A 19189-nucleotide genomic window follows, 5' to 3' on the forward strand; every position below is an offset into this window, starting at 1 on the left:
CGCGGTTGAGCCGATTCTCAAAAGATCCAACAGGACGATGCAGCACATGACAGCCATTTCTGATTCCCGCCTCGATTCCCGCCCCGTACTGACGCTGGACCCCGGCCACGTCTCCCTGGCCGACCTGCGCCGCATCTATCGGGGCGAAGTGCGCCTGGCGATGGCGGACGCGGCCTGGGCCGGCGTGCGCGCGGCGCAGGCCACCGTGCAGGACATCATCGACGCCGACGCCGTGGTCTACGGCATCAACACCGGCTTCGGCAAGCTGGCCCAGTCGCGCATTCCGCATGACAAGCTGGCCGAGCTGCAACGCAACCTCGTGCTCTCCCACAGCGTGGGCACCGGCCCGGACCTCGCGGCGGACACCGTGCGCCTGATCCTGGCGATGAAGGCCATCAGCCTCGCGCGCGGTCATTCGGGCGTGCGCCCGGCCGTGATCGAGGCGCTGCTGGCGCTGGCCAACCACGGCGTCACGCCGTGCATCCCGGCCAAGGGCTCGGTGGGCGCCAGCGGCGACCTCGCCCCGCTGGCGCATATGTCGTGCACGCTGATCGGCGTGGGCGATGTCTATATAGATAGCCGCCGCGTGCCGGCCGCGCAGGGGCTGGCCCACGCCGGGCTGGAGACCTTCGCGCTCGGTCCCAAGGAAGGGCTGGCGCTGCTGAACGGCACGCAGGTGTCCACGGCGCTGGCGCTGGCCGGCCTGTTCGCCGCCGAAGACGCCTTCGCGGCCGGGCTGGTGGCCGGAGCGCTTTCGCTCGAGGCCATCAAGGGGTCGGTCAAGCCATTCGATGCGCGCATCCACGCCGCGCGCGGCCAGGTCGGCCAGATCGAGGTGGCCGGCGCGGTGCGGGCGATGCTCGACGGCAGCGAGATCGTCGATTCCCACAAGGGCTGCGGCCGCGTGCAGGACCCGTACTCGATCCGCTGCCAGCCGCAGGTGATGGGCGCCTGCCTGGACAACCTGACCCATGCCGCGCGCATCCTGCGCATCGAGGCCAACGCGGCGTCGGACAACCCGCTGGTCTTCCCCGAGCAGGGCGACGTGGTCTCGGGCGGCAACTTCCACGCCGAGCCGGTGGCCTTCGCCGCCGACATCCTCGCGCTGGCTATCGCCGAGATTGGCGCGATTTCCGAACGCCGGCTGGCGCTGCTGCTCGATACCGGGCTGTCCGGCCTGCCGCCGTTCCTGGTGCGCGATGGCGGCCTGCACTCCGGTTTCATGATCGCGCAGGTGACGGCGGCGGCACTCGCTTCAGAGAACAAGTCGCTCTCGCATCCGTCCAGCGTGGACAGCCTGCCCACCTCCGCCAACCAGGAAGACCATGTGTCGATGGCCACCTACGGCGCGCGCCGGCTTGGCGAGATGGCGGCCAACACGGCGGTGATCGTCGGCATCGAGGCGATGGCCGCCGCGCAGGGCATCGAGTTCCACCGGCCGCTGAAGTCGTCGCCGCTGGTGGAGCAGGAACTGGCGCGCATCCGCGCCCGCGTGGACTTTGTCGAGGGCGACCGCTACCTCGCGCCCGACATCGAGGCCATGAAGCAATGGGTTGTGCAGGGCGATGCCGGGGCCGGCTGGCCCGAGGCCGTGCGCGCGATCCTGCCGACCAATGCCAGCTGATACCAGCCGTCGATCCCTATCTGACAAATTCGAATCTCCCAGCACGGAGCCCCCGACCATGAACGCTAACGAACGCCAATTCGACACTCCCCAGCGCGGCCAGCGCGAAATCCGCGCACCGCACGGCAGCCAGCTGCATTGCAAGAACTGGCTGATCGAGGCCGCCTACCGGATGATCCAGAACAACCTCGACCCCGACGTGGCCGAGCGCCCGCAGGACCTGGTGGTCTACGGCGGCATCGGCAAGGCCGCGCGCAACTGGGAATGCTTCGACGCCATCCTGGACAGCCTGCGCCGCCTGGGCGAGGACGAATCGCTGCTGGTGCAGTCAGGCAAGCCGGTGGGCATTTTCCGCACGCACGCTGACGCGCCGCGCGTGCTGATCGCCAACTCCAACCTCGTGCCGCACTGGGCCAACTGGGACAAGTTCAATGAGCTGGACCGCGCCGGACTGATGATGTACGGCCAGATGACCGCCGGCTCGTGGATCTATATCGGCACGCAGGGCATCGTGCAGGGCACCTTCGAGACCTTCGTCGAGGCCGGCAACCAGCACTTCGGTGGCGACCTCGCCGGCAAGTGGATCCTGACGGCCGGGCTGGGTGGCATGGGCGGCGCGCAGCCGCTGGCTGGCGTGCTGGCCGGGGCCTGCGTGCTGGCCATCGAGTGCCAGGAGTCGCGCATCGACTTCCGCCTGCGCACGCGCTATGTGGACAAGAAGGCCACCACGCTGGACGAGGCGCTGGCCATGATCGCCGACGCCACCGCGAAGAAGGAGGCCATCTCGGTGGGCCTGCTCGGCAACGCGGCAGAGATCGTGCCGGAGCTGGCGCGCCGCGCCCAGGCCGGCGGCATGCGCCCGGACATCGTCACCGACCAGACTTCGGCGCATGACCTCGTCAACGGCTACCTGCCCGAAGGCTGGACCGTGGCGCAGTGGGAAGACCTGCGCCAGCGCGACCCGAAGGCGGTGGAAGCCGCCGCGCGCGCGTCCATCGTCAAGCATGTGAAGGCGATGCTGGCCTTCAAGGAGATGGGCGTGCCGACGCTGGACTACGGCAACAACATCCGCCAGGTGGCTTTCGACGAGGGCGTGAAGAACGCGTTCGATTTCCCGGGCTTCGTGCCGGCCTATATCCGCCCGCTGTTCTGCCGTGGCAAGGGGCCGTTCCGCTGGGTGGCGCTGTCGGGCGACCCGGAAGACATCTACAAGACCGACGCCAAGATGAAGGAGCTGTTCCCCGAGGACAAGCACCTGCACCGCTGGCTGGACATGGCGCGTGACCGCATCGCCTTCCAGGGCCTGCCGGCGCGGATCTGCTGGGTGGGTTTGGACGAGCGCCATCGCGCCGGGCTGGCGTTCAACGAGATGGTGAAGTCGGGCGAACTCAAGGCGCCCATCGTGATTGGGCGCGATCACCTCGACTGCGGCTCGGTGGCCTCGCCGAACCGCGAGACTGAGGCCATGCGCGACGGTTCCGACGCCGTGTCAGACTGGCCGCTGCTCAACGCGCTGCTGAACACTGCCGGCGGCGCCACCTGGGTCAGCCTGCACCATGGCGGCGGGGTGGGCATGGGCTTCTCGCAGCATGCCGGCGTGGTGATCGTCTGCGATGGCACGGACGCCGCCGCGAAGCGCATCGAACGTGTACTCTGGAATGATCCGGCCACGGGTGTCATGCGTCATGCCGATGCCGGTTACGAGAGCGCCATCGCCTGCGCCCGGGAGAAGGGCCTGGACCTGCCGATGGTAAAAGGTTGAAGGGTTGAACGCTTGAAAGGTTGAAGCGAGCATGAAGGAACTGGAGCCGGGAGTGGCACCGGGTGTGACGCGGTTTGCCCTCGACGCCATCGCCCCCACGCCGTGGAAGAACGGCGGCGGCACCACGCGCGAAATTGCCGTGTGGCCGCCGGGCGCGGGCATGGACGCCTTCGCGTGGCGCGTGAGCGTGGCGGACATCGTTGCCGATGGGCCGTTCTCGGCCTTTCCCGGCATCGACCGCCAGATCGCGCTGCTGGAAGGCGCCGGCGTGCATCTGCAGGCCCACGACGATTCGTTCTGCCACAAGCTCACGGCCATCGGCGAGCCATTCGGGTTTGCCGGCGATACGGCCGTGCACGCCACGCTGGTGGAGGGCCCCACGCGCGATTTCAACGTGATGGCGCGGCGCGGGGTGTGCCACGCCGACGTGGCCCTGCAGCGCCAGCCGTTCGAGGTGGAAACCGGCAACGATGCCGTGATGGTGTTCGTGATCCGGGGCGAATGGCGCAGTGCCGATGGCCTGTCGCTGCGGGACGGCGAGGGCCTGCTGGTGTCCGCCGGGGCTGGCGGCGCGTCGGGCCGGCTGGCGCTGGCGCCCGCTGAAATCTCCGCGCTGTGCCTGCGCGTATTGCTGCAAATGGAGCCTGCTCAATGACGATTTCCCACGCGCCATCCGCCGATGGCGTCTGGCACCACTGCCACCTGCTGCCCGAGCCCGGGCAGGACACGGCGCTGCGCGATGGCGCCATCGTCGTGGCCGATGGCCGCATCGTCTGGCTCGGCACCCACGCGGCGCTGCCGGACACCTATCGCCACCTGCCGCGCCACGACGCCGGCGGGGCGTGGATCACCCCCGGCCTGGTCGATTGCCATACCCATCTGGTCTATGGCGGCCAGCGTGCCGACGAGTTCGCCATGCGGCTGGCCGGCGCCAGCTACGAGGAGATCGCCCGGGCCGGCGGCGGCATCGTCTCCACGGTACGCGCCACGCGCGAGGCCGACGAGGACACGCTGTTCGCCCAGGCCGCCGGGCGGCTGCGGCCGCTTTTGGCCGAAGGCGTGACCGCCATCGAGATCAAATCCGGCTACGGGCTCTCGCTGGACGCCGAGCGCAAGCAGTTGCGCGTGGCGCGCCGGCTTGGCACGGCCTTCGGCGTCACCGTCCACACCACCTTCCTGGGCGCGCACGCGCTGCCACCCGAGTACTTGGGCCAGGCGGACGACTATATCGATCTGGTCTGCGACACCATGCTGCCGGCGCTGGCCGGGGAAGGGCTGGTCGATGCCGTGGATGCGTTCTGCGAGGGCATCGGCTTCTCGCCCGCGCAGACCAGGCGCGTGTTCGAGGCCGCCGCGCGCCATGGCCTGCCCGTGAAGCTCCATGCCGAACAGTTGAGCAACCTCGGCGGCGCGGCGCTGGCGGCGAGCCACCACGCGTTGTCCGCCGACCATCTCGAACATCTGGACGAGGCCGGCGTGCGCGCCATGGCCGCCGCCGGCACCGTGGCCGTGCTGCTGCCGGGCGCCTATTACTTCCTGCGCGATACCCACCTGCCGCCGCTGGCGCTGCTGCGCGAGCACGGCGTGCGGATTGCGCTGGCGACCGACCATAACCCGGGCACCTCGCCAACCACCTCGCTGCTGCTGATGATGAACATGGCCTGCACGCTGTTCCGCATGACCGTGCCCGAGGTGCTGGCCGGGGTGACCACCCACGCGGCGCACGCGCTGGGCGCGGCGGACCGGCACGGCACGCTCGCCGCCGGGCGCGTGGCGGACTTCGTGCTGTGGCAGGTGGCCACGCCGGCCGAGCTGGCGTACTGGTTCGGCCGCAATCCCTGCGCGGCAGTGGTGCGGCAGGGGCGGATTTATCCGACCGAAACCGGCGCGGGAGCTAAGGCATGAGCGCCGGTCACCTCTTCGCGCCATCGGCCCTCCTGCCCGAAGGCTGGGCGCTTAACGTCCGCCTGGGCTGGGATGCGCAGGGCCGGCTGACCGAGGTCACGCCCGACGCTGCCGCCGCCCCGGGAGACGAGCACGCGGCCGGCCCGGTGCTGCCGGGCATGCCCAACCTTCACTCGCACGCGTTCCAGCGCGGCTTTGCCGGGCTGACCGAGTACCGCAGCATCGCGGCAGACGAAGACCCGGCCGGCGGGGACTCGTTCTGGAGCTGGCGCGCGCTGATGTACCGCTTCGCGCTGCGGCTTTCGCCGGACGCGCTGGAGGCCATCGCCACCCAGCTCTATATAGAGATGCTGCGCGCCGGCTATACCAGCGTCTGCGAATTTCATTACGTCCATCATGACCCGGCGGGCCAGCCGTACGCCACGCCCGCCGAGATGTCGCTGCGGCTGCTGCGCGCGGCGCGCCGGGCCGGCATCGGCATGACGCTGCTGCCGGTGCTGTACCAGACCGCCGGCTTCGGCGGCAAGCCGGCGCAGGCGGACCAGCGGCGCTTCCTGCACGGGACGGATGCCATGCTGGCGCTGCTTGGCGACCTTGCCCCGGCCTGCGCCGAGCACGGCGCGCGGCTCGGGCTGGCGCCGCATTCGCTGCGCGCGGTGCCGCCGGAGAGCCTGGCCCGCGCCGTGGCCGGGCTGCACGCGATGGACGCCACCGCGCCGGTGCATATCCACATCGCCGAACAGCAGAAGGAGGTGGATGACTGCCTGGCCTGGTGCGGCGTGCGGCCGGTGGAGTGGCTGCTCGACCACGCGCCGGTCGATGCGCGCTGGTGCCTGATCCACGCCACGCATATGGATTGGGACGAGCGCCGGCGGCTGGCCCACAGCGGCGCGGTGGCCGGCATCTGCCCGACTACCGAGGCCAATCTGGGCGATGGCGTGTTCGACGCCGCGCCTTACCTCGCCCAGCAGGGCGCGTGGGGCATCGGCTCGGACAGCCACGCGAGCGTAAGCGTGGCGGAAGAACTACGAACCTTCGAATACGGCCAGCGGTTGGGGCTGCAACGGCGCAATGTGCTGGCTTCCGCGCAGCATGCCCAGGTGGCGGACCGGCTCTGGCTCGAAGCCGTGGCAGGCGGCGCCCGCGCGGCGGCGCGCGCCGTGGCCGGGCTGGCAGTGGGCCAGCAGGCCGATTTCCTTGTGCTGGACGGTGCCCACGCCACGCTGGCGGGGCTGGACGGCCCACGCGCGCTGGCGACCCACGTGTTCGCCAGTCACGGGCATGAGACACTAGCGGAGGTCCGCACCGCCGGCATCCGCCGGGTGCAGCATGGGTCGCATCCGCAACAGGCGGAGGCAGCCCGGTTGTTCGCCGCCACGCGCGCCGGCCTGCTGGCCGACTGATTCCCTGAAGCAGCCCCCCTGGATCACGATGTCTTTCTCCACCGATACCCCCGCCTTCACCCTGCATCGCGGCACGCGCCCGCTGCTGGTGTCGATGCCGCACGTCGGCACGTACCTGCCCGCGCCGCTGGCCGCCCGCCTCACGGCCGAGGCGCGCACCGTGCCCGATACCGACTGGCACATGGACCGGCTCTACGCATTCGCGCGCGAGCTGGGCGCTTCCGTGCTGATGGCCACCCATTCGCGCTACGTGGTGGACCTGAACCGCCCGCCCGATAACGCCAACCTGTACCCGGGCCAGGACACCACGGGCCTGTGCCCGGTCGACACCTTCGACAAGACGCCGGTCTACGCCGATGGCTCGAACGGCCCCGACGACGCCGAGATCGCCCAGCGCCGCGACGCGATCTGGCATCCGTACCACGCTGCCCTGCAGGACGAACTGAAGCGCCTGAAGACCGAGCACGGCACCATCGCCCTGTGGGACGCCCACTCGATCCGCTCGGTGCTGCCGCGCTTCTTCGAAGGCAAGCTGACCGACTTCAACCTCGGTTCGGCGGACGGCGCCAGCTGCGACAAGGGCCTGGCGGCCGATGTGCTGGCGATTGCCAGCGCGGTGCCGGCGCACACCGCCGTGCTCAATGGCCGCTTCAAGGGTGGCTACATCACGCGCCAGTACGGCGACCCGGCCAACGGCGTGCACGCGATCCAGCTTGAGCTGACGCAGTCGTCGTACATGGAAGAGGTCTACCCGTTTGCCTACGACCCGTCCAAGGCGGGCGCCATCCAGCCAGCCATCCGGCAGATGCTGGAGACCGTGCTGGGGTTTGTGGAGGCGCGTTAAGCCACTATCGCTCGGGGAGGTTTGCATTCCCATTGCAATGAGGAAGTCGCCCCGAGCGATTCCATTGGTTCGGTCGCATTCAAGAGAATTGCTATAGACGTTGGTGATCGCATTACGTCAGCCTTTTGGCTTCTGCCAGAAAGGGAGACGTAAGGTGAAGCAAAACGACGCGCCGAATGCAAGGCCATGCAGGCACATCCTGCATACGGATCCACCTCTCTACGTGTTCGTCACGTACTGCCCGCAGCACTGTCAACCGGACTTCGTCCGGGCCTCCTGCGAAGCCATCGACGAGACGTATCACGGGCGTCCTGGTAACGCCCTCACCTTGACATCGGTCGACGTCAAGCCAGCACAAGGCCAGCACAAGGCCAGCACAAGGCCGACCATAGGGACACCGCGACGGCGTCGGCAGATCATGTCACGCTGATCGGCCCGAACATGACCAATGAAGCTCCCTCGCGCTTGCGCGCGCCAGGCATCCCGCATGCATCACGAACGCAGACAACGTGGCGGGGTATGTTGTCGTGCATGGCCCGATCCCTGATAGCTTTGGCGTTGGTATGCGGTAGCGCCATCGCATTGGCATGCAAGCCGGGCGAGCAGTTCAACGCGAGGTTTTTCACCGAGGCCGATCAGTTAGCCGGTGCGGAGGCTGGCAGGCTAGGTGCCTGGGTTGCGGAGATGCAGCGCAGCTACCCAAAACGCGATCTGTTCATCCTGGTGAGCTATGTAAAGGAACGGGGAGCATCCGAGGCCATTGCGGAGCGGCGCGCCGACTGGATAAAGGATTTCCTTGTCAGCATGGGCGAGGAGCCGAAGACCATCGTCTACGGCGGGGCGACGGTGCGCCTGAATCCGACAGGGCGGGACTACAGCGGTGCCACCGATTCGTCGGTAGCCATAGAATTTGGGCCGGGGTGCCCGAATCGATGCTGCAAAGCGAAGAGCGAGTAGGGCGCTTCGCCGGAGGGAATGGGCGGGGCAATCCCCCGCCCATTCCCTCTACTTCTTCGTCACCTTCGCATCGGCCTTGTTGCCGGTCGCCTCGTTGTACCGTTTGACGTATTCCTCGAACAGTTTCCGGATCGAGCGGCCGATCTTCACGTAGTCCGATTCGTTCAGGTTCGCCAGCGACACCCGGCCAGACGGGTGGCGCGTGCCGAAGCCCCGGCCCGGCAGCAGCACCACGCCAGCTTCCTCCGCCAGGCGGAACAGCAGTTCCACGGGCTCGGCCGAGTCCAGCACCCACTTCACGAACTCGGGCCCGATGGCCTTGCCGCCGAGCTGTTCGATGTCGAGCAGCGTGTAGTAATCCACCGCATTCGGATCGTCGGCGTTCTCCGGCGCGATGCCGATCTCGCGGAACAGGGCGGCCTTGCGGTTGCGGATCAGCCGCTTCATGGCCTGCTTGTAGGCGTCCGGCGTGTCCATCAGCGAGAACAGCGAGAACAGCACCATCTGCACCTGCTGCGGCGTGGAGAGCCCCGCCGTGTGGTTCAGCGCCACGGTGCGGCTGTCCGCCACGATGCGGTCGATGAACTTGAGCTGGTCCGGTGTGGTGGTGATGGAGTTGTAGCGCTTGTGCAGTGCCTTGCGCTGCGCCTCCGGCAGCTTGGCCAGCTGCTCGTCGAAGATGTTCTCGCGGTGCGTGGCAATCACGCCCAGCCGCCAGCCTGTGGCGCCGAAATACTTCGAGAACGAGTACACCAGGATGGTGTTGCGCGGGCAGAGCGCGAACAGCGAGACGAAGTTATCGGCAAAGGTGCCGTACACGTCATCGGTGAGGATGATCAGGTCCGGGCGGGACTCGACGATGGAGGCCAGGTACTCCAGGCTTTCGTCGCTCATCCGCACGGACGGCGGGTTGCTCGGGTTGACCAGGAAGAACGCCTTGACCTTGGGGTCGCGCAGCTTGTCCAACTCCTGCTTGGAGTACTGCCAGCCCGCTTTCGGGTCGGCATCGACCATCAACTCCACCAGCTGGTAGTCGTTCAGCTCGGGGATCTCGATGTACGGCGTGAAGATCGGCATGCCCAGCGCGATGGTGTCGCCGGCCTTGATCAAGTGGTTCTCGCGGAACGAGTTGAACAGGTAGGTCATGGCGGCCGTGCCGCCTTCCACCGCGAACAGGTCGAACTCGCCGATGAACGGATGGCTGCCGATCATCTCCTTGCGGATGTACTGGCCGACGACGACCTCGGACAGCTTCAGCATGCGGTCCGGCACGGGGTAGTTGCAGGCCAGGATGCCTTCGCACATCTCGTACAGGAAATCCCCGGCATTGAGGCCGAGCTGGTCGCGCACGTAGGACACCGCGCCGGCCAGGAACTTCACCCCGGGCACATCCTCGAATTCGCGCGCGAACAGGTCGAAGCGTTCCTCGATGCCGGCCCGCCGCGGAAAGCCGCCCACGCCCTCGGGCATGTACGAGAACGACCGCTCCGACTCGCGCATGGCAAACAGCCCAAGCTGCCAGAAGCCATGGCGCGGCACGGTGGCCAGGAAGTTCGGATTGCCGCGCCCTGCGTTGAGCATCAGGCGGTTGGCGTCGCCGCTGGCCAGCTGGATCAGTTCGTCCTTGAGTTCGAACGGCGAGAGGCTGGAGAGTTTTGCAAGATCCGGTTTGCTCATCAATCGCTCCTTCAGGAAATCAGACCAGTCCGACCACGAGCGGACCCAGCAGGGTCAGCAGCACGTTGGCCAGCGCGTAGGTGATGGCGAACGGCACGGTGGGCACCGGGCTTTCCGCCTTGTCCAGAATGCCGCCGAAGGCCGGGTTGGCGCTGCGCGAGCCGGACAGCGCGCCAGCCAGCAGCGCGGCGTTGTCGTAGCGCAGCACATAGCGGCCGAACAGCATGGTCAGGAACAGCGGCAGCAGGGTAACCACGGCGCCGAGCAGGAAGATGGTCAGCCCGCTGTCGCGCAATGTGTGCACCGCCTGGAGGCCCGAGTTGATGCCGACGATGGCCACGAAGGCGGCCAGGCCGAAGTCCTTCAGCAGCTGGCACGCGGCAGTCGGCATGGCGCCGTACATCGGATGTTTGGACCGCGCCCAGCCGAACACCAGGCCGGACAGCAGCGCGCCGCCGCCCGAGCCCAGCGTGAGCGGGATATCGCCGATCCGCACCACCAGCAGGCCGATCAGCAGCCCCACCAGCACGCCGGCGCCGAAGTAGACGAAATCGGTTTTCTCGCTCGGCACCAGCTCGTAGCCGGCGCGCTCGGCGGCGCGCTTGGTGTCCGCCGGGGTGCCGTAGAAGGTGATGATGTCGCCGTGCTGGAGCTTCAGGTCCGGCAGGATTGGCAGCGTGTGGTCGTAGCGCTCGATGCGCTCCAGGTACACGCCGTGCCGCATCTCGCGCTCCACGCCGGCCACGATCTCGCCCAGCGGCTTGTTGTTCATGCCCTTGGCCGTGAACACCGCGCGGCGGGTCTGCATGACCATGCCCATGCCTTCCGCGTCGGCAATTTCCTCGCCGATCTGGAGCGCCGTGGGCACCATGGCGTCGCGCCGGCCCACCAGCAGCACGATGTCGCCCTCGTGCAGCACGGTGTCCTGCCTGAACTCGAGCGCCTTGCCGCCACGCTGGATCTTCTCCACCGTGACAAGATCCTCGCCGCTCATCTCGATCTGGGCCACGGTCTGGCCTGCCGCCCCGGCCACGCGGAACAGCCGGCCCACCAGCCGCGGCAGCGCGCCCGCCTGGCCCGGCCCGAACTGTGGCAGGCCGCCGTGCATGGCCGCCTCCACCTTCCTGGAGTCGGTCTTCAGGTCGCTGCCCATGAAGCGCGGCAGGATATTCACGCAGACGATGATCGCGCCGAGCGAGCCGAACACATAGGTCACCGCGTAGCCGATGGCGACGTTGGCCTGCATGATCTTCACCTGGTCCGGCGGCAGACCGAGCTTGGTAATGGCGTCCCCGGCCGTGCCGATGATGGCGGACTGGGTCATGCCGCCCGCCGCCAGCCCCGCCGCGATGCCCTTGTCGAGGTGGAAGATCTTGGCCAGCACCACCACCGTGACCAGCCCCGCCACGGCCATGAACACCGCCATGGCAATCTCGCGCAGCGAACTGCGGTTGAGCGAGTTGAAGAACTGCGGGCCGCTTTCATAGCCCACCGCGTAGATGAAGACCGCGAACATCACGGCCTTCACGCCGTTGTCGATCTCCACGCCCACCTGGCTGATGACCACGGCCGCCAGCAATGAGCCGGCCACGCCACCCAGCTGGAACTTGCCGAATGTGATCTTGCCGATGGCGTACCCGACCGCCAGCGACAGGAACAGCGCCGACTCGGGTGATTTCTGGAAGATGGTGTGCAACCAATCCATGGGGCCTCCTGAAACGCGACACAGGGTCAAGAGTTGACGGGGAACGACAGGGGAGGTGTGCGGCGCGCGGGAGGCGAACCGGGAGGGCGGGGGAAATCCATGGCGCGGCGGGGGCTCCTCGTCGGACGCCTGCCGGGGGCGGCAGACGTGGAGGATTATCCGCTTGGCCCTATTCAGCCTGTACTGAATTGTTTTGAATGCGTATTAAACGCATTGGGGGGATGTGACGAATCGGACGCCGCGCCGGGGGGTGGCGCCGGCGCCGCAATCATTACTTGCCGCTGGCGAGCCGCTCCTGGATATGCTGGGCGCGCTGGGCCGAGCCCGGGTGCGAACTCAGCATGCTGGACTGCCCGCCATCGAGCGTGGCCATCTTCTGGAACGCGGTGACCAGGGCCTGGCGATTGGCGCCATTCTTGGTCAGCAGGTCGAACGAGTAGTCGTCGGCGGCGCTTTCCTGGCGCTGCGAGAACTGCGCGTTGACGAACTGCTCGCCGATGGCGGCCAGTTGCGACGAGGACAGCGCGGTCAGCGTGGCGTTGCCGGTAGCGCCGAGCAGCCCGCGCGCGGCGGCGGTGGTGTAGGCCACCTGCATGGCCGACTTGGTGTGGCCGAGCGCCACGTGGCCCACCTCGTGGCCGAGCACGCCGCGGACCTCGTCGTCGGTCATCATGTCCATCAGCCCGCTGTAGACGCGCACGCAGCCGTTGGCCATGGCCCAGGCGTTGACGTCCTTGGTCACGTAGACCTTGGCGTCCAGCGGCAGGCCGGTGTTCTGCAGGCCGCTCATCACGGTGGCGAGCCGCTTGGTGTACGGGCTGTCCGGCGGGGCGAGCGTGTTCTTCTTGTCCATCTCGGCGCAGGACTGGTCGGAGAGCTGCTTGACGCTCATGTCGGAGAGCGTGGCGGCGGTGAACAGGCTGCCGCCGGCCTGCGTCAGGCTGTCCATGTTGGCGCCGGCACAGCCGGCGAGCAGCAGCGCGCAGCCAAGGGCCGCGCTGGCCGCAGTGGCGGGGGCGGTGAAGCGGTTCATAGTCTTCCCTGATTCGTCAAATGTCATGTCTTGCAGACAACATCCGCGGGGGATGCGGCGCAGGGAAAGGATAGGCAAGCCGGCGGGGGGCTGGCTAGTGGAGTTCGTCCGACATGGCAGGCGGCGCGGGCGCCTCAGGTATACCGCTCGTGCAGCACCATCACGGAGAGCCGCTTGTTCTTCCAGTACATGTCGTGGATGCGCGGGCGCAGCAGCTGGAGCGCGTCCGCATCCACCGCGTGGAAGGTCAGCATGACCGAGGGGCGCGAGCCGTCGCCCTCGATATGCTCGATCTCGTCCGGCGCCGGAATGCCGTACTTGGCGAGGAAGGCGAGCAGTTCTTCGTCCGAGGTGCCGTCCGGCACGTTGGTCAGCATGAATAGGGCCATGATCGCGCCTCCTGGCGGAACCGGGTGAATGGCGGGTCGGCGGCGCCCGCACTCGAACCTTAGCCCCACGCGCCGCGCGCGGCAACCGGGGCGGGCCCAAAGGCCAATCTGTTTCCGATTGCCTCCGCCCGGCATAGCCACCACACTGTAAGTGGAATGCTCCCTGTTTCTCCCCTGCCACAGGAGGGCCGCGCATGAGCAAGTCATCGAAGAAGGGCAAGCGCGATGAAGCGCTGCACGACACCCCGGAGCCCACGCCGGACGCCCCGCCGCCGCCGCAGGCGGATGGCGCGCGCATGTCGAACAAGGACTATCTCGCGGCGCTGCGCGAACTCCATGTGGAGCTGGTCAAGCTCCAGCAGTGGGTGGTGCACAGCGGCAGCAAGATCTGCATCGTCTTCGAGGGGCGCGACGGCGCCGGCAAGGGCGGCACGATCAAGGCGCTGACCGAGCGCGTAAGCCCGCGCATCTTCCGCGTGGTGGCGCTGCCCGCCCCGACCGAGCGCGAGAAAAGCCAGATGTATCTGCAGCGCTACCTGCCGCACCTGCCGGCCGCCGGCGAGGTCGTCATCTTCGACCGCAGCTGGTACAACCGCGCCGGCGTGGAGCGCGTGATGGGCTTCTGCACGCCGGAAGAGGTGGATACCTTCCTGCGCTCGGTGCCGCTGGTGGAGCGCGCCATCGTCGCCTCCGGCGTGATCCTGATCAAGTACTGGCTGGAGGTCAGCCAGGCCGAGCAGACCCGGCGGCTCCAGGCGCGCATCCACGATGGCCGCAAGATCTGGAAGCTGACCGGCATGGACCTGAAGTCCTACAGCCGCTGGTACGACTATTCGCGTGCGCGCGACGCCATGTTCGCCGCCACGGACACCCCCGACACGCCCTGGTATGTGGCCGACTCGAACGACAAGCGGCGCACGCGCCTGAACATCATCAGCGACCTGCTGGACAAGATTCCGTACCAGGCGCCGGCGCGCAAGGCGCCCAAGCTGCCCGCGCGCCAGAAGCGCGGCGGCTACCGGGAGTCTGACCACCCGTTCCGCCATATCGCCGCGCGGTTCTGACGATGTTGGCGGTCAGGCCGCCCCGGTGCGCGCGGCGGCCTGCGCGCGCCATGCCGACGGCGCCATGCCGAATTCCCCCGAGAACCAGCGCGTGAACGTGCTCGGCGAGCCGTAGCCGAGCAGCACCGCCACCTGCGCGAGCGGCACCCGGGGGTTCTCCACATGGCGCGGAGCCTGCTCGCGCCGTACCGCGTGCAGGATGTCGTGGAAGCTCGCGCCTTCGTCGCCGAGCGCGCGCTGCATGGTGCGCAGGCTCATGCCGAGCCCCTGCGCCACGGAAGCACCGGTGGCGCGTCCCATCGGCAGCAGCAGGGCGATGGCGCCGCGCACCTCATGGGCGACGGACGGCGCGGCGGGCCGGGGCAGCGCGTCCACCACGCGCTGCGCGTGGCGCGCCATGGCCGGATCGGCGGCGGGGTTCGGCACGTCGAGGTCGGCGGCGCGGCAGACGATGCCGTTGTATTCGTCGTTGAAAGCCAGCCCGCAGCGGAACAGCCGCCGGTGCACGCTTTCGTCGGCGGGCGCCGGGTGCGTGAAGCACACGCGCAGCGGCTGCCAGCGCGCGCCCAGCAGCGCGCCGCACAGGCGGAAGACCACGCCCATCGCCAGTTCGCCGGCCTGGCGCGAGGGCGCCTCGCCCACCACTTCCACGCGGATGATGACCGAGCTGCCGGCCTCCTCGAGCAACATCGCCACGGATTCGTTGACGAGGTGGCGGTAGCGGATGATGGTGGCCAGCGCCGCGCGCAGGTTGGGCTGGTGGGCGATCAGCAGGCTGATGACGCCGAAGTCCGCCAGCTGGCGCGACTCGGCCATGCGCAGCGCGAAGTTGTCGCAACCGCTTTCCGCCGCCGCGTCTTCCAGCAGGGTCACGCAGGCTGCCAGCGGCACGCGGAAGTCCGGATCGGCCAGCAGGCTGCGCTTCAGGCCGACCTTGCGCAGCAGGGGCTGCACATTGAGCCCGCGCGCCTGCGCCACTTCGAAGAAATTGGTGAGCGCCGCGGCGCGTATCCGTGTTTCCAAGCCGTCTCCCCGGGGCTGCGTGCCCGGTGTGATCCCGGGCATCCGTGCGCCGATGATAGGCGCGCGTGGCGCGAATTGCAAAGTCGATGGAAGGAATTGTCACGCGCGCCGCGACCCCCCGGGCCTACATTGGGTTCGACGCGGCGCAAGGTGTGCCGCTCCGCCTGACAGGAGAGTTGGCATGGCAAGAATCGTACGCATGATGGAGACCGGTGGCCCCGAGGTACTGCGGCTGGAAAAGGTGGAGGTGGGTGATCCCGGCCCGGGCCAGGTCCGCATCCGGCACGTGGCTGTCGGCCTGAACTACGCCGACACCTACTTCCGCAACGGCACGTATCCGGTACCGCTGCCGTCCGGCATCGGCGTGGAAGCGGCCGGCGTGATCCAGGCCGTGGGCGAGGGCGTGCGCAACGTTGCCGTGGGCGACCGCGTGACCTACACCGGCTTCCTGAACACGCTCGGCGCGTACAGCAGCGAGCGCATCATGCCGGCGGCGCCGCTGATCCGGCTGCCCGAGTCGATCGGCTTCGAGACGGCCGCCGCGATGACCATGCGCGGCCTGACCGCCGCCTACCTGCTGCGCCGCATCCACGCGTTCCGGCCCGGCAACACCATCCTGCTGCACGCGGCCGCCGGTGGCGTGGGGCTGATCGTCTCCCAGTGGGCCAAGCTGCTCGGCCTGACGGTGATCGGCACGGTGTCCACCGACGCCAAGGCCGCCATCGCCGCCGCGCATGGCTGCGACTACACCATCAACTACAGCCACGAGGACGTGGCCCAGCGCGTGCGCGAGCTGACCGACGGGCAGGGCGTGGACGTGGTGTTCGACAGCGTCGGCAAGACCACCTTCATGTCCTCGCTCGATTCGCTGCGCCGGCGCGGCACGCTGGTCTGCGTGGGCACGGCTTCCGGCCCGGTGCCGCCGTTCGACCCCGTGCTGCTGGCGATGAAGGGCTCGCTGTTCCTCACGCGCCCGGCGCTGGCGGACTACATCGCCGATCCGGCCGAGAAGGCGGAACTGGCGGGCGAGCTGTTCGACCACGTGGGCGCCGGCCGCATCGGCATCGAGATCCACCAGACCTATGCCCTCGAAGATGCCGTGCAGGCGCACCGCGACCTGGAGTCGCGCCGCACCACGGGTTCGTCGATTTTCGTGATTTGAAGGAGACCGCCATGCGCGTGGAACCCCTGACCTGCCATATCGGCGCCGAACTGTCCGGCGTCAACCTGGGCGAGGCGTCGCGTGACGCCGGCCTGTTTGCCGAAATCAAGTCGGCGCTGCTCCAGCACAAGGTGCTGTTTCTGCGCGACCAGGACATCACCCGGGCCGAGCATGTGGCCTTCGCGCGCCGCTTTGGCGAGCTGGAGGACCACCCGGTAGTCGGCAGCGACCCGGAACACCCCGGGCTGGTGCGCATCTACAAGTCGCCCGACAGCAAGGTGGAGCACTACGAGAACGCCTTCCACTGCGACGCCACCTGGCGCGCCGCGCCGCCGATGGGCTGCGTGCTGCGCTGCGTGGAAACCCCGCCCGTGGGCGGCGACACGATCTGGGTGAACATGGCCGAGGCGTACCGCCGGCTGCCCGACGACATCAAGGTCCGCATCCACGGCCTGCGCGCCAAGCACAGCATCGAGCACACCTTCGGCGCCAACATGCCGCCGGAGAAGCGCGCCGCGCTGGCGGCCCAGTTCCCGATGGCGGAGCACCCGGTGGTGCGCATCCACCCCGAAACCGGCGAGCAGATCCTGTTCGTCAACGCCTTCACCTCGCACTTCGCCAACTACCACCGGGGCGACACCATCCGCTTCGGCAAGGACTTCATGCCCGGCGCGGGCGACCTGCTGCACTACCTGTGCGCGCAGGCCGAGATTCCGGAATTCCAGGTGCGCTGGCGCTGGACGCGCAACAGCGTGGCGATCTGGGACAACCGCTGCACGCAGCACTACGCCGTGCAGGACTACGCGCCCACGGTGCGCAAGATGGAGCGCGCCGGCATCATCGGTGACGTGCCTTACTGACTGACCGCGAGATTTTTGACATGACAGATTCCAAGACCGATGCCCGCATCGTCTCCACGCCCTCGGCCTACGCCTATCCGCTGCTGGTCAGCCAGTTGCTGGTCAACGCGCTGAGCCTGAGCCCGGAGCAGGAGATCACCTACCAGGGCACCACGCAGGGCACCACGCGCTACACCTACCGCGCGTTCCGCGGCCGCATCGGCCAGCTGGCCTCGGCGCTGGGCGCGCTGGGCGCCCGGCACGGCAGCACCGTGGCCGTGATGGACTGGGACAGCCATCGCTACCTCGAATGCTATTTCGGTGTGCCGATGATGGGCGCCACGCTGTTCACCGTGAACGTGCGGCTCTCGCCGGCGCAGATCCTGTACACGCTCAATGACTCTCAGGCCGAGATCGTGCTCGTACACCGGGACTTCCTGCCGCTGCTGGAGGAAATCCGCGACCAGCTGCCTGGCGTCAAGCGCTTCGTGCTGATGGCCGATGGCGAGCCGGCGCCGGCCACCACGCTGCCGCTCGCCGGCGAGTACGAGGCGCTGCTCGCGGCGGCCTCGCCGGACTACCCGTTCGCGGACTTCGACGAGAACACCCGCGCGGCGATGTTCTACACCACCGGCACCACGGGCGACCCCAAGGGCGTGTCGTACAGCCATCGCCATATCGTGCTGCACGCGCTGACCACGGCCACCACGCTGTGCTCGCCGCGCACGGGCCAGCGCCTGCACCGCGAGGACGTGTACATGCCGATCACGCCGATGTTCCACGTGCTGGCGTGGGGCATCCCGTACGTGGCCATCCTGCTCGGGCTGAAGACCGTGCTGCCGGGCCGCTACGTGCCGGCGCAGCTGCTGGCGCTGCGCGCGTCCGAGGGCGTGACGTTCTCGCACTGCGTGCCGACCATCCTCCAGATGCTGCTCCAGACCGCCGGCGAGACCGGGCAGGACCTGTCCGACTGGCGCGTCATCATCGGCGGCTCGGCCCTGCAGCCGGCGCTGTGCGCGGCGGCGCTCGATGCCGGCATCGACGTGTTCTCGGGCTACGGCATGTCCGAGACCGGGCCGATCGTTGCGCTGGCCCAGCTGGCGCCCGGCGCCCGGCCGGCCAGCCGCGAGGCCGAGATCGCCATGCGCTGCGCCACCGGCCGCCCGGTGGCGATGGTGGACTTCCGCATCGTGGACGAGCAGATGCGCGACGTGCCGCACGACGGCCGCCACCAGGGCGAGATCGTGCTGCGTGCGCCGTACCTGACCGAGGCGTACCACGGCAAGCCGGAGGCCTCCGAGGCATTGTGGGCCGGCGGCTACCTGCATACGCAGGACATCGCCGTGATGGGCGCGGATGGCAGCGTCCGCATCGTCGACCGCATCAAGGACGTGATCAAGACCGGCGGCGAGTGGGTGTCTTCGCTTGAGGTGGAGGGCCTGGTGGCGCAGGTGCCCGGCGTGCGCGAGTGCGCGGTGATCGGCGTGCAGGACGCGCGCTGGGGCGAGCGGCCGATGGCCTTCGTGGTCAGCCAGCCCGGCCACGCGGTGGATGCAGCCGGTATCCGCCAGCGCCTGCTGGACCATGTGGCCGGCAACCGTCTCAGCAAGTTCGCCGTGCCGGAGGCGGATCGCATCGTCTTCGTGGCGGAGATCCCCAAGACCAGCGTCGGCAAGATCAACAAGAAGCATCTGCGCGAGTCCTTGCTCGGCTGAGCCCCGCCCGGGGAAGGAGAATGGAAAAGGCCAGCCGCGAGGCTGGCCTTTCTCGTTGCCGGACCGGACTGGGTCGGACTGGACCGG

16 protein-coding genes are annotated in these 19189 nt (G+C 68.4%); 11 read left to right on the plus strand and 5 right to left on the minus strand.

Translation table 11 applies throughout. The annotated features are described in order from the left end of the window. The first annotated feature begins 46 nt into the window (after positions 1–46). The 7 genes from hutH to SB751_RS05385 all read left to right on the plus strand — a co-directional run bounded on the left by hutH (position 47) and on the right by SB751_RS05385 (position 8495). On the plus strand, positions 47–1624 hold the full coding sequence (gene hutH / locus SB751_RS05355; RefSeq protein ID WP_144197850.1) for a histidine ammonia-lyase: 1578 nt from the start codon (positions 47–49) through the stop codon (positions 1622–1624). 58 nt (positions 1625–1682) lie between these two features. Continuing rightward, positions 1683–3386 carry a urocanate hydratase gene (hutU, locus tag SB751_RS05360; RefSeq protein ID WP_144197851.1) on the plus strand — a complete coding sequence of 568 codons (1704 nt, stop codon included), beginning with the start codon at positions 1683–1685 and terminating at the stop codon, positions 3384–3386. A gap of 31 nt (positions 3387–3417) precedes the next feature. Beyond that, a complete protein-coding gene (locus SB751_RS05365; RefSeq protein WP_144197852.1) occupies positions 3418–4041 on the plus strand; it encodes a HutD family protein in 624 nt (207 codons plus the stop codon). Then, complete coding sequence (gene hutI, locus SB751_RS05370) at positions 4038–5291, plus strand: imidazolonepropionase (protein WP_410747841.1); 1254 nt, start codon at positions 4038–4040, stop codon at positions 5289–5291. Before SB751_RS05365 ends, hutI begins: the two co-directional genes overlap by 4 nt. Further along, positions 5288–6694 carry a formimidoylglutamate deiminase gene (locus tag SB751_RS05375; protein ID WP_313818933.1) on the plus strand — a complete coding sequence of 469 codons (1407 nt, stop codon included), beginning with the start codon at positions 5288–5290 and terminating at the stop codon, positions 6692–6694. Before hutI ends, SB751_RS05375 begins: the two co-directional genes overlap by 4 nt. 28 nt (positions 6695–6722) lie before the next feature. Continuing rightward, complete coding sequence (gene hutG / locus SB751_RS05380) at positions 6723–7538, plus strand: N-formylglutamate deformylase (RefSeq protein ID WP_144197855.1); 816 nt, start codon at positions 6723–6725, stop codon at positions 7536–7538. A gap of 531 nt (positions 7539–8069) precedes the next feature. Continuing rightward, the gene (locus tag SB751_RS05385; RefSeq protein ID WP_410747842.1) at positions 8070–8495 is read left to right on the plus strand and encodes a hypothetical protein; all 426 of its coding nucleotides are present in this window, start codon (positions 8070–8072) and stop codon (positions 8493–8495) included. A 48-nt stretch (positions 8496–8543) separates the two neighbouring features. Here the strand turns inward: SB751_RS05385 and SB751_RS05390 are convergent, their stop codons facing one another. From SB751_RS05390 to SB751_RS05405, 4 genes are all read right to left on the minus strand, one after another. Then, positions 8544–10172: a bifunctional aspartate transaminase/aspartate 4-decarboxylase gene (locus SB751_RS05390; RefSeq protein ID WP_211944017.1), complete on the minus strand. Its 1629-nt coding sequence runs from the start codon at positions 10170–10172 to the stop codon at positions 8544–8546. 19 nt (positions 10173–10191) lie between these two features. Next, entirely contained in the window at positions 10192–11877 is a 1686-nt protein-coding gene (gene aspT / locus SB751_RS05395) for an aspartate-alanine antiporter (protein WP_144197858.1), read from the minus strand. A gap of 271 nt (positions 11878–12148) precedes the next feature. Then, a complete protein-coding gene (locus tag SB751_RS05400) occupies positions 12149–12910 on the minus strand; it encodes a M48 family metallopeptidase (RefSeq protein WP_144197859.1) in 762 nt (253 codons plus the stop codon). A 134-nt stretch (positions 12911–13044) separates the two neighbouring features. Next, positions 13045–13299 carry an RNA-binding protein gene (locus SB751_RS05405; protein WP_144197860.1) on the minus strand — a complete coding sequence of 85 codons (255 nt, stop codon included), beginning with the start codon at positions 13297–13299 and terminating at the stop codon, positions 13045–13047. Positions 13300–13595: 296 nt separating this feature from the next. Between SB751_RS05405 and ppk2 the strand changes: the two genes are divergently transcribed. Continuing rightward, positions 13596–14363, plus strand: coding sequence for a polyphosphate kinase 2 (gene ppk2, locus SB751_RS05410; protein ID WP_410747880.1), 768 nt, complete (start codon positions 13596–13598; stop codon positions 14361–14363). A 12-nt stretch (positions 14364–14375) separates the two neighbouring features. Here ppk2 and SB751_RS05415 read toward each other — a convergent pair whose 3' ends face one another. After that, the gene (locus SB751_RS05415) at positions 14376–15386 is read right to left on the minus strand and encodes an AraC family transcriptional regulator (protein ID WP_211944015.1); all 1011 of its coding nucleotides are present in this window, start codon (positions 15384–15386) and stop codon (positions 14376–14378) included. 181 nt (positions 15387–15567) lie between these two features. On the opposite strand from SB751_RS05415, the gene SB751_RS05420 reads away from it, so the two are divergent. The 3 genes from SB751_RS05420 to SB751_RS05430 are packed head-to-tail and all read left to right on the plus strand — an operon-like array spanning position 15568 to position 19102. After that, complete coding sequence (locus SB751_RS05420; protein ID WP_144197863.1) at positions 15568–16548, plus strand: quinone oxidoreductase family protein; 981 nt, start codon at positions 15568–15570, stop codon at positions 16546–16548. A gap of 11 nt (positions 16549–16559) precedes the next feature. Next, the gene (locus tag SB751_RS05425) at positions 16560–17408 is read left to right on the plus strand and encodes a TauD/TfdA dioxygenase family protein (RefSeq protein WP_144197864.1); all 849 of its coding nucleotides are present in this window, start codon (positions 16560–16562) and stop codon (positions 17406–17408) included. Between the two features lie 20 nt (positions 17409–17428). Then, a complete protein-coding gene (locus SB751_RS05430; RefSeq protein ID WP_144197865.1) occupies positions 17429–19102 on the plus strand; it encodes a fatty acid--CoA ligase in 1674 nt (557 codons plus the stop codon). Positions 19103–19189: the final 87 nt, after the last annotated feature.

Source organism: Cupriavidus sp. SIMBA_020 (genome assembly GCF_046535395.1).
Classification (GTDB): Bacteria; Pseudomonadota; Gammaproteobacteria; order Burkholderiales; family Burkholderiaceae; genus Cupriavidus; species Cupriavidus campinensis.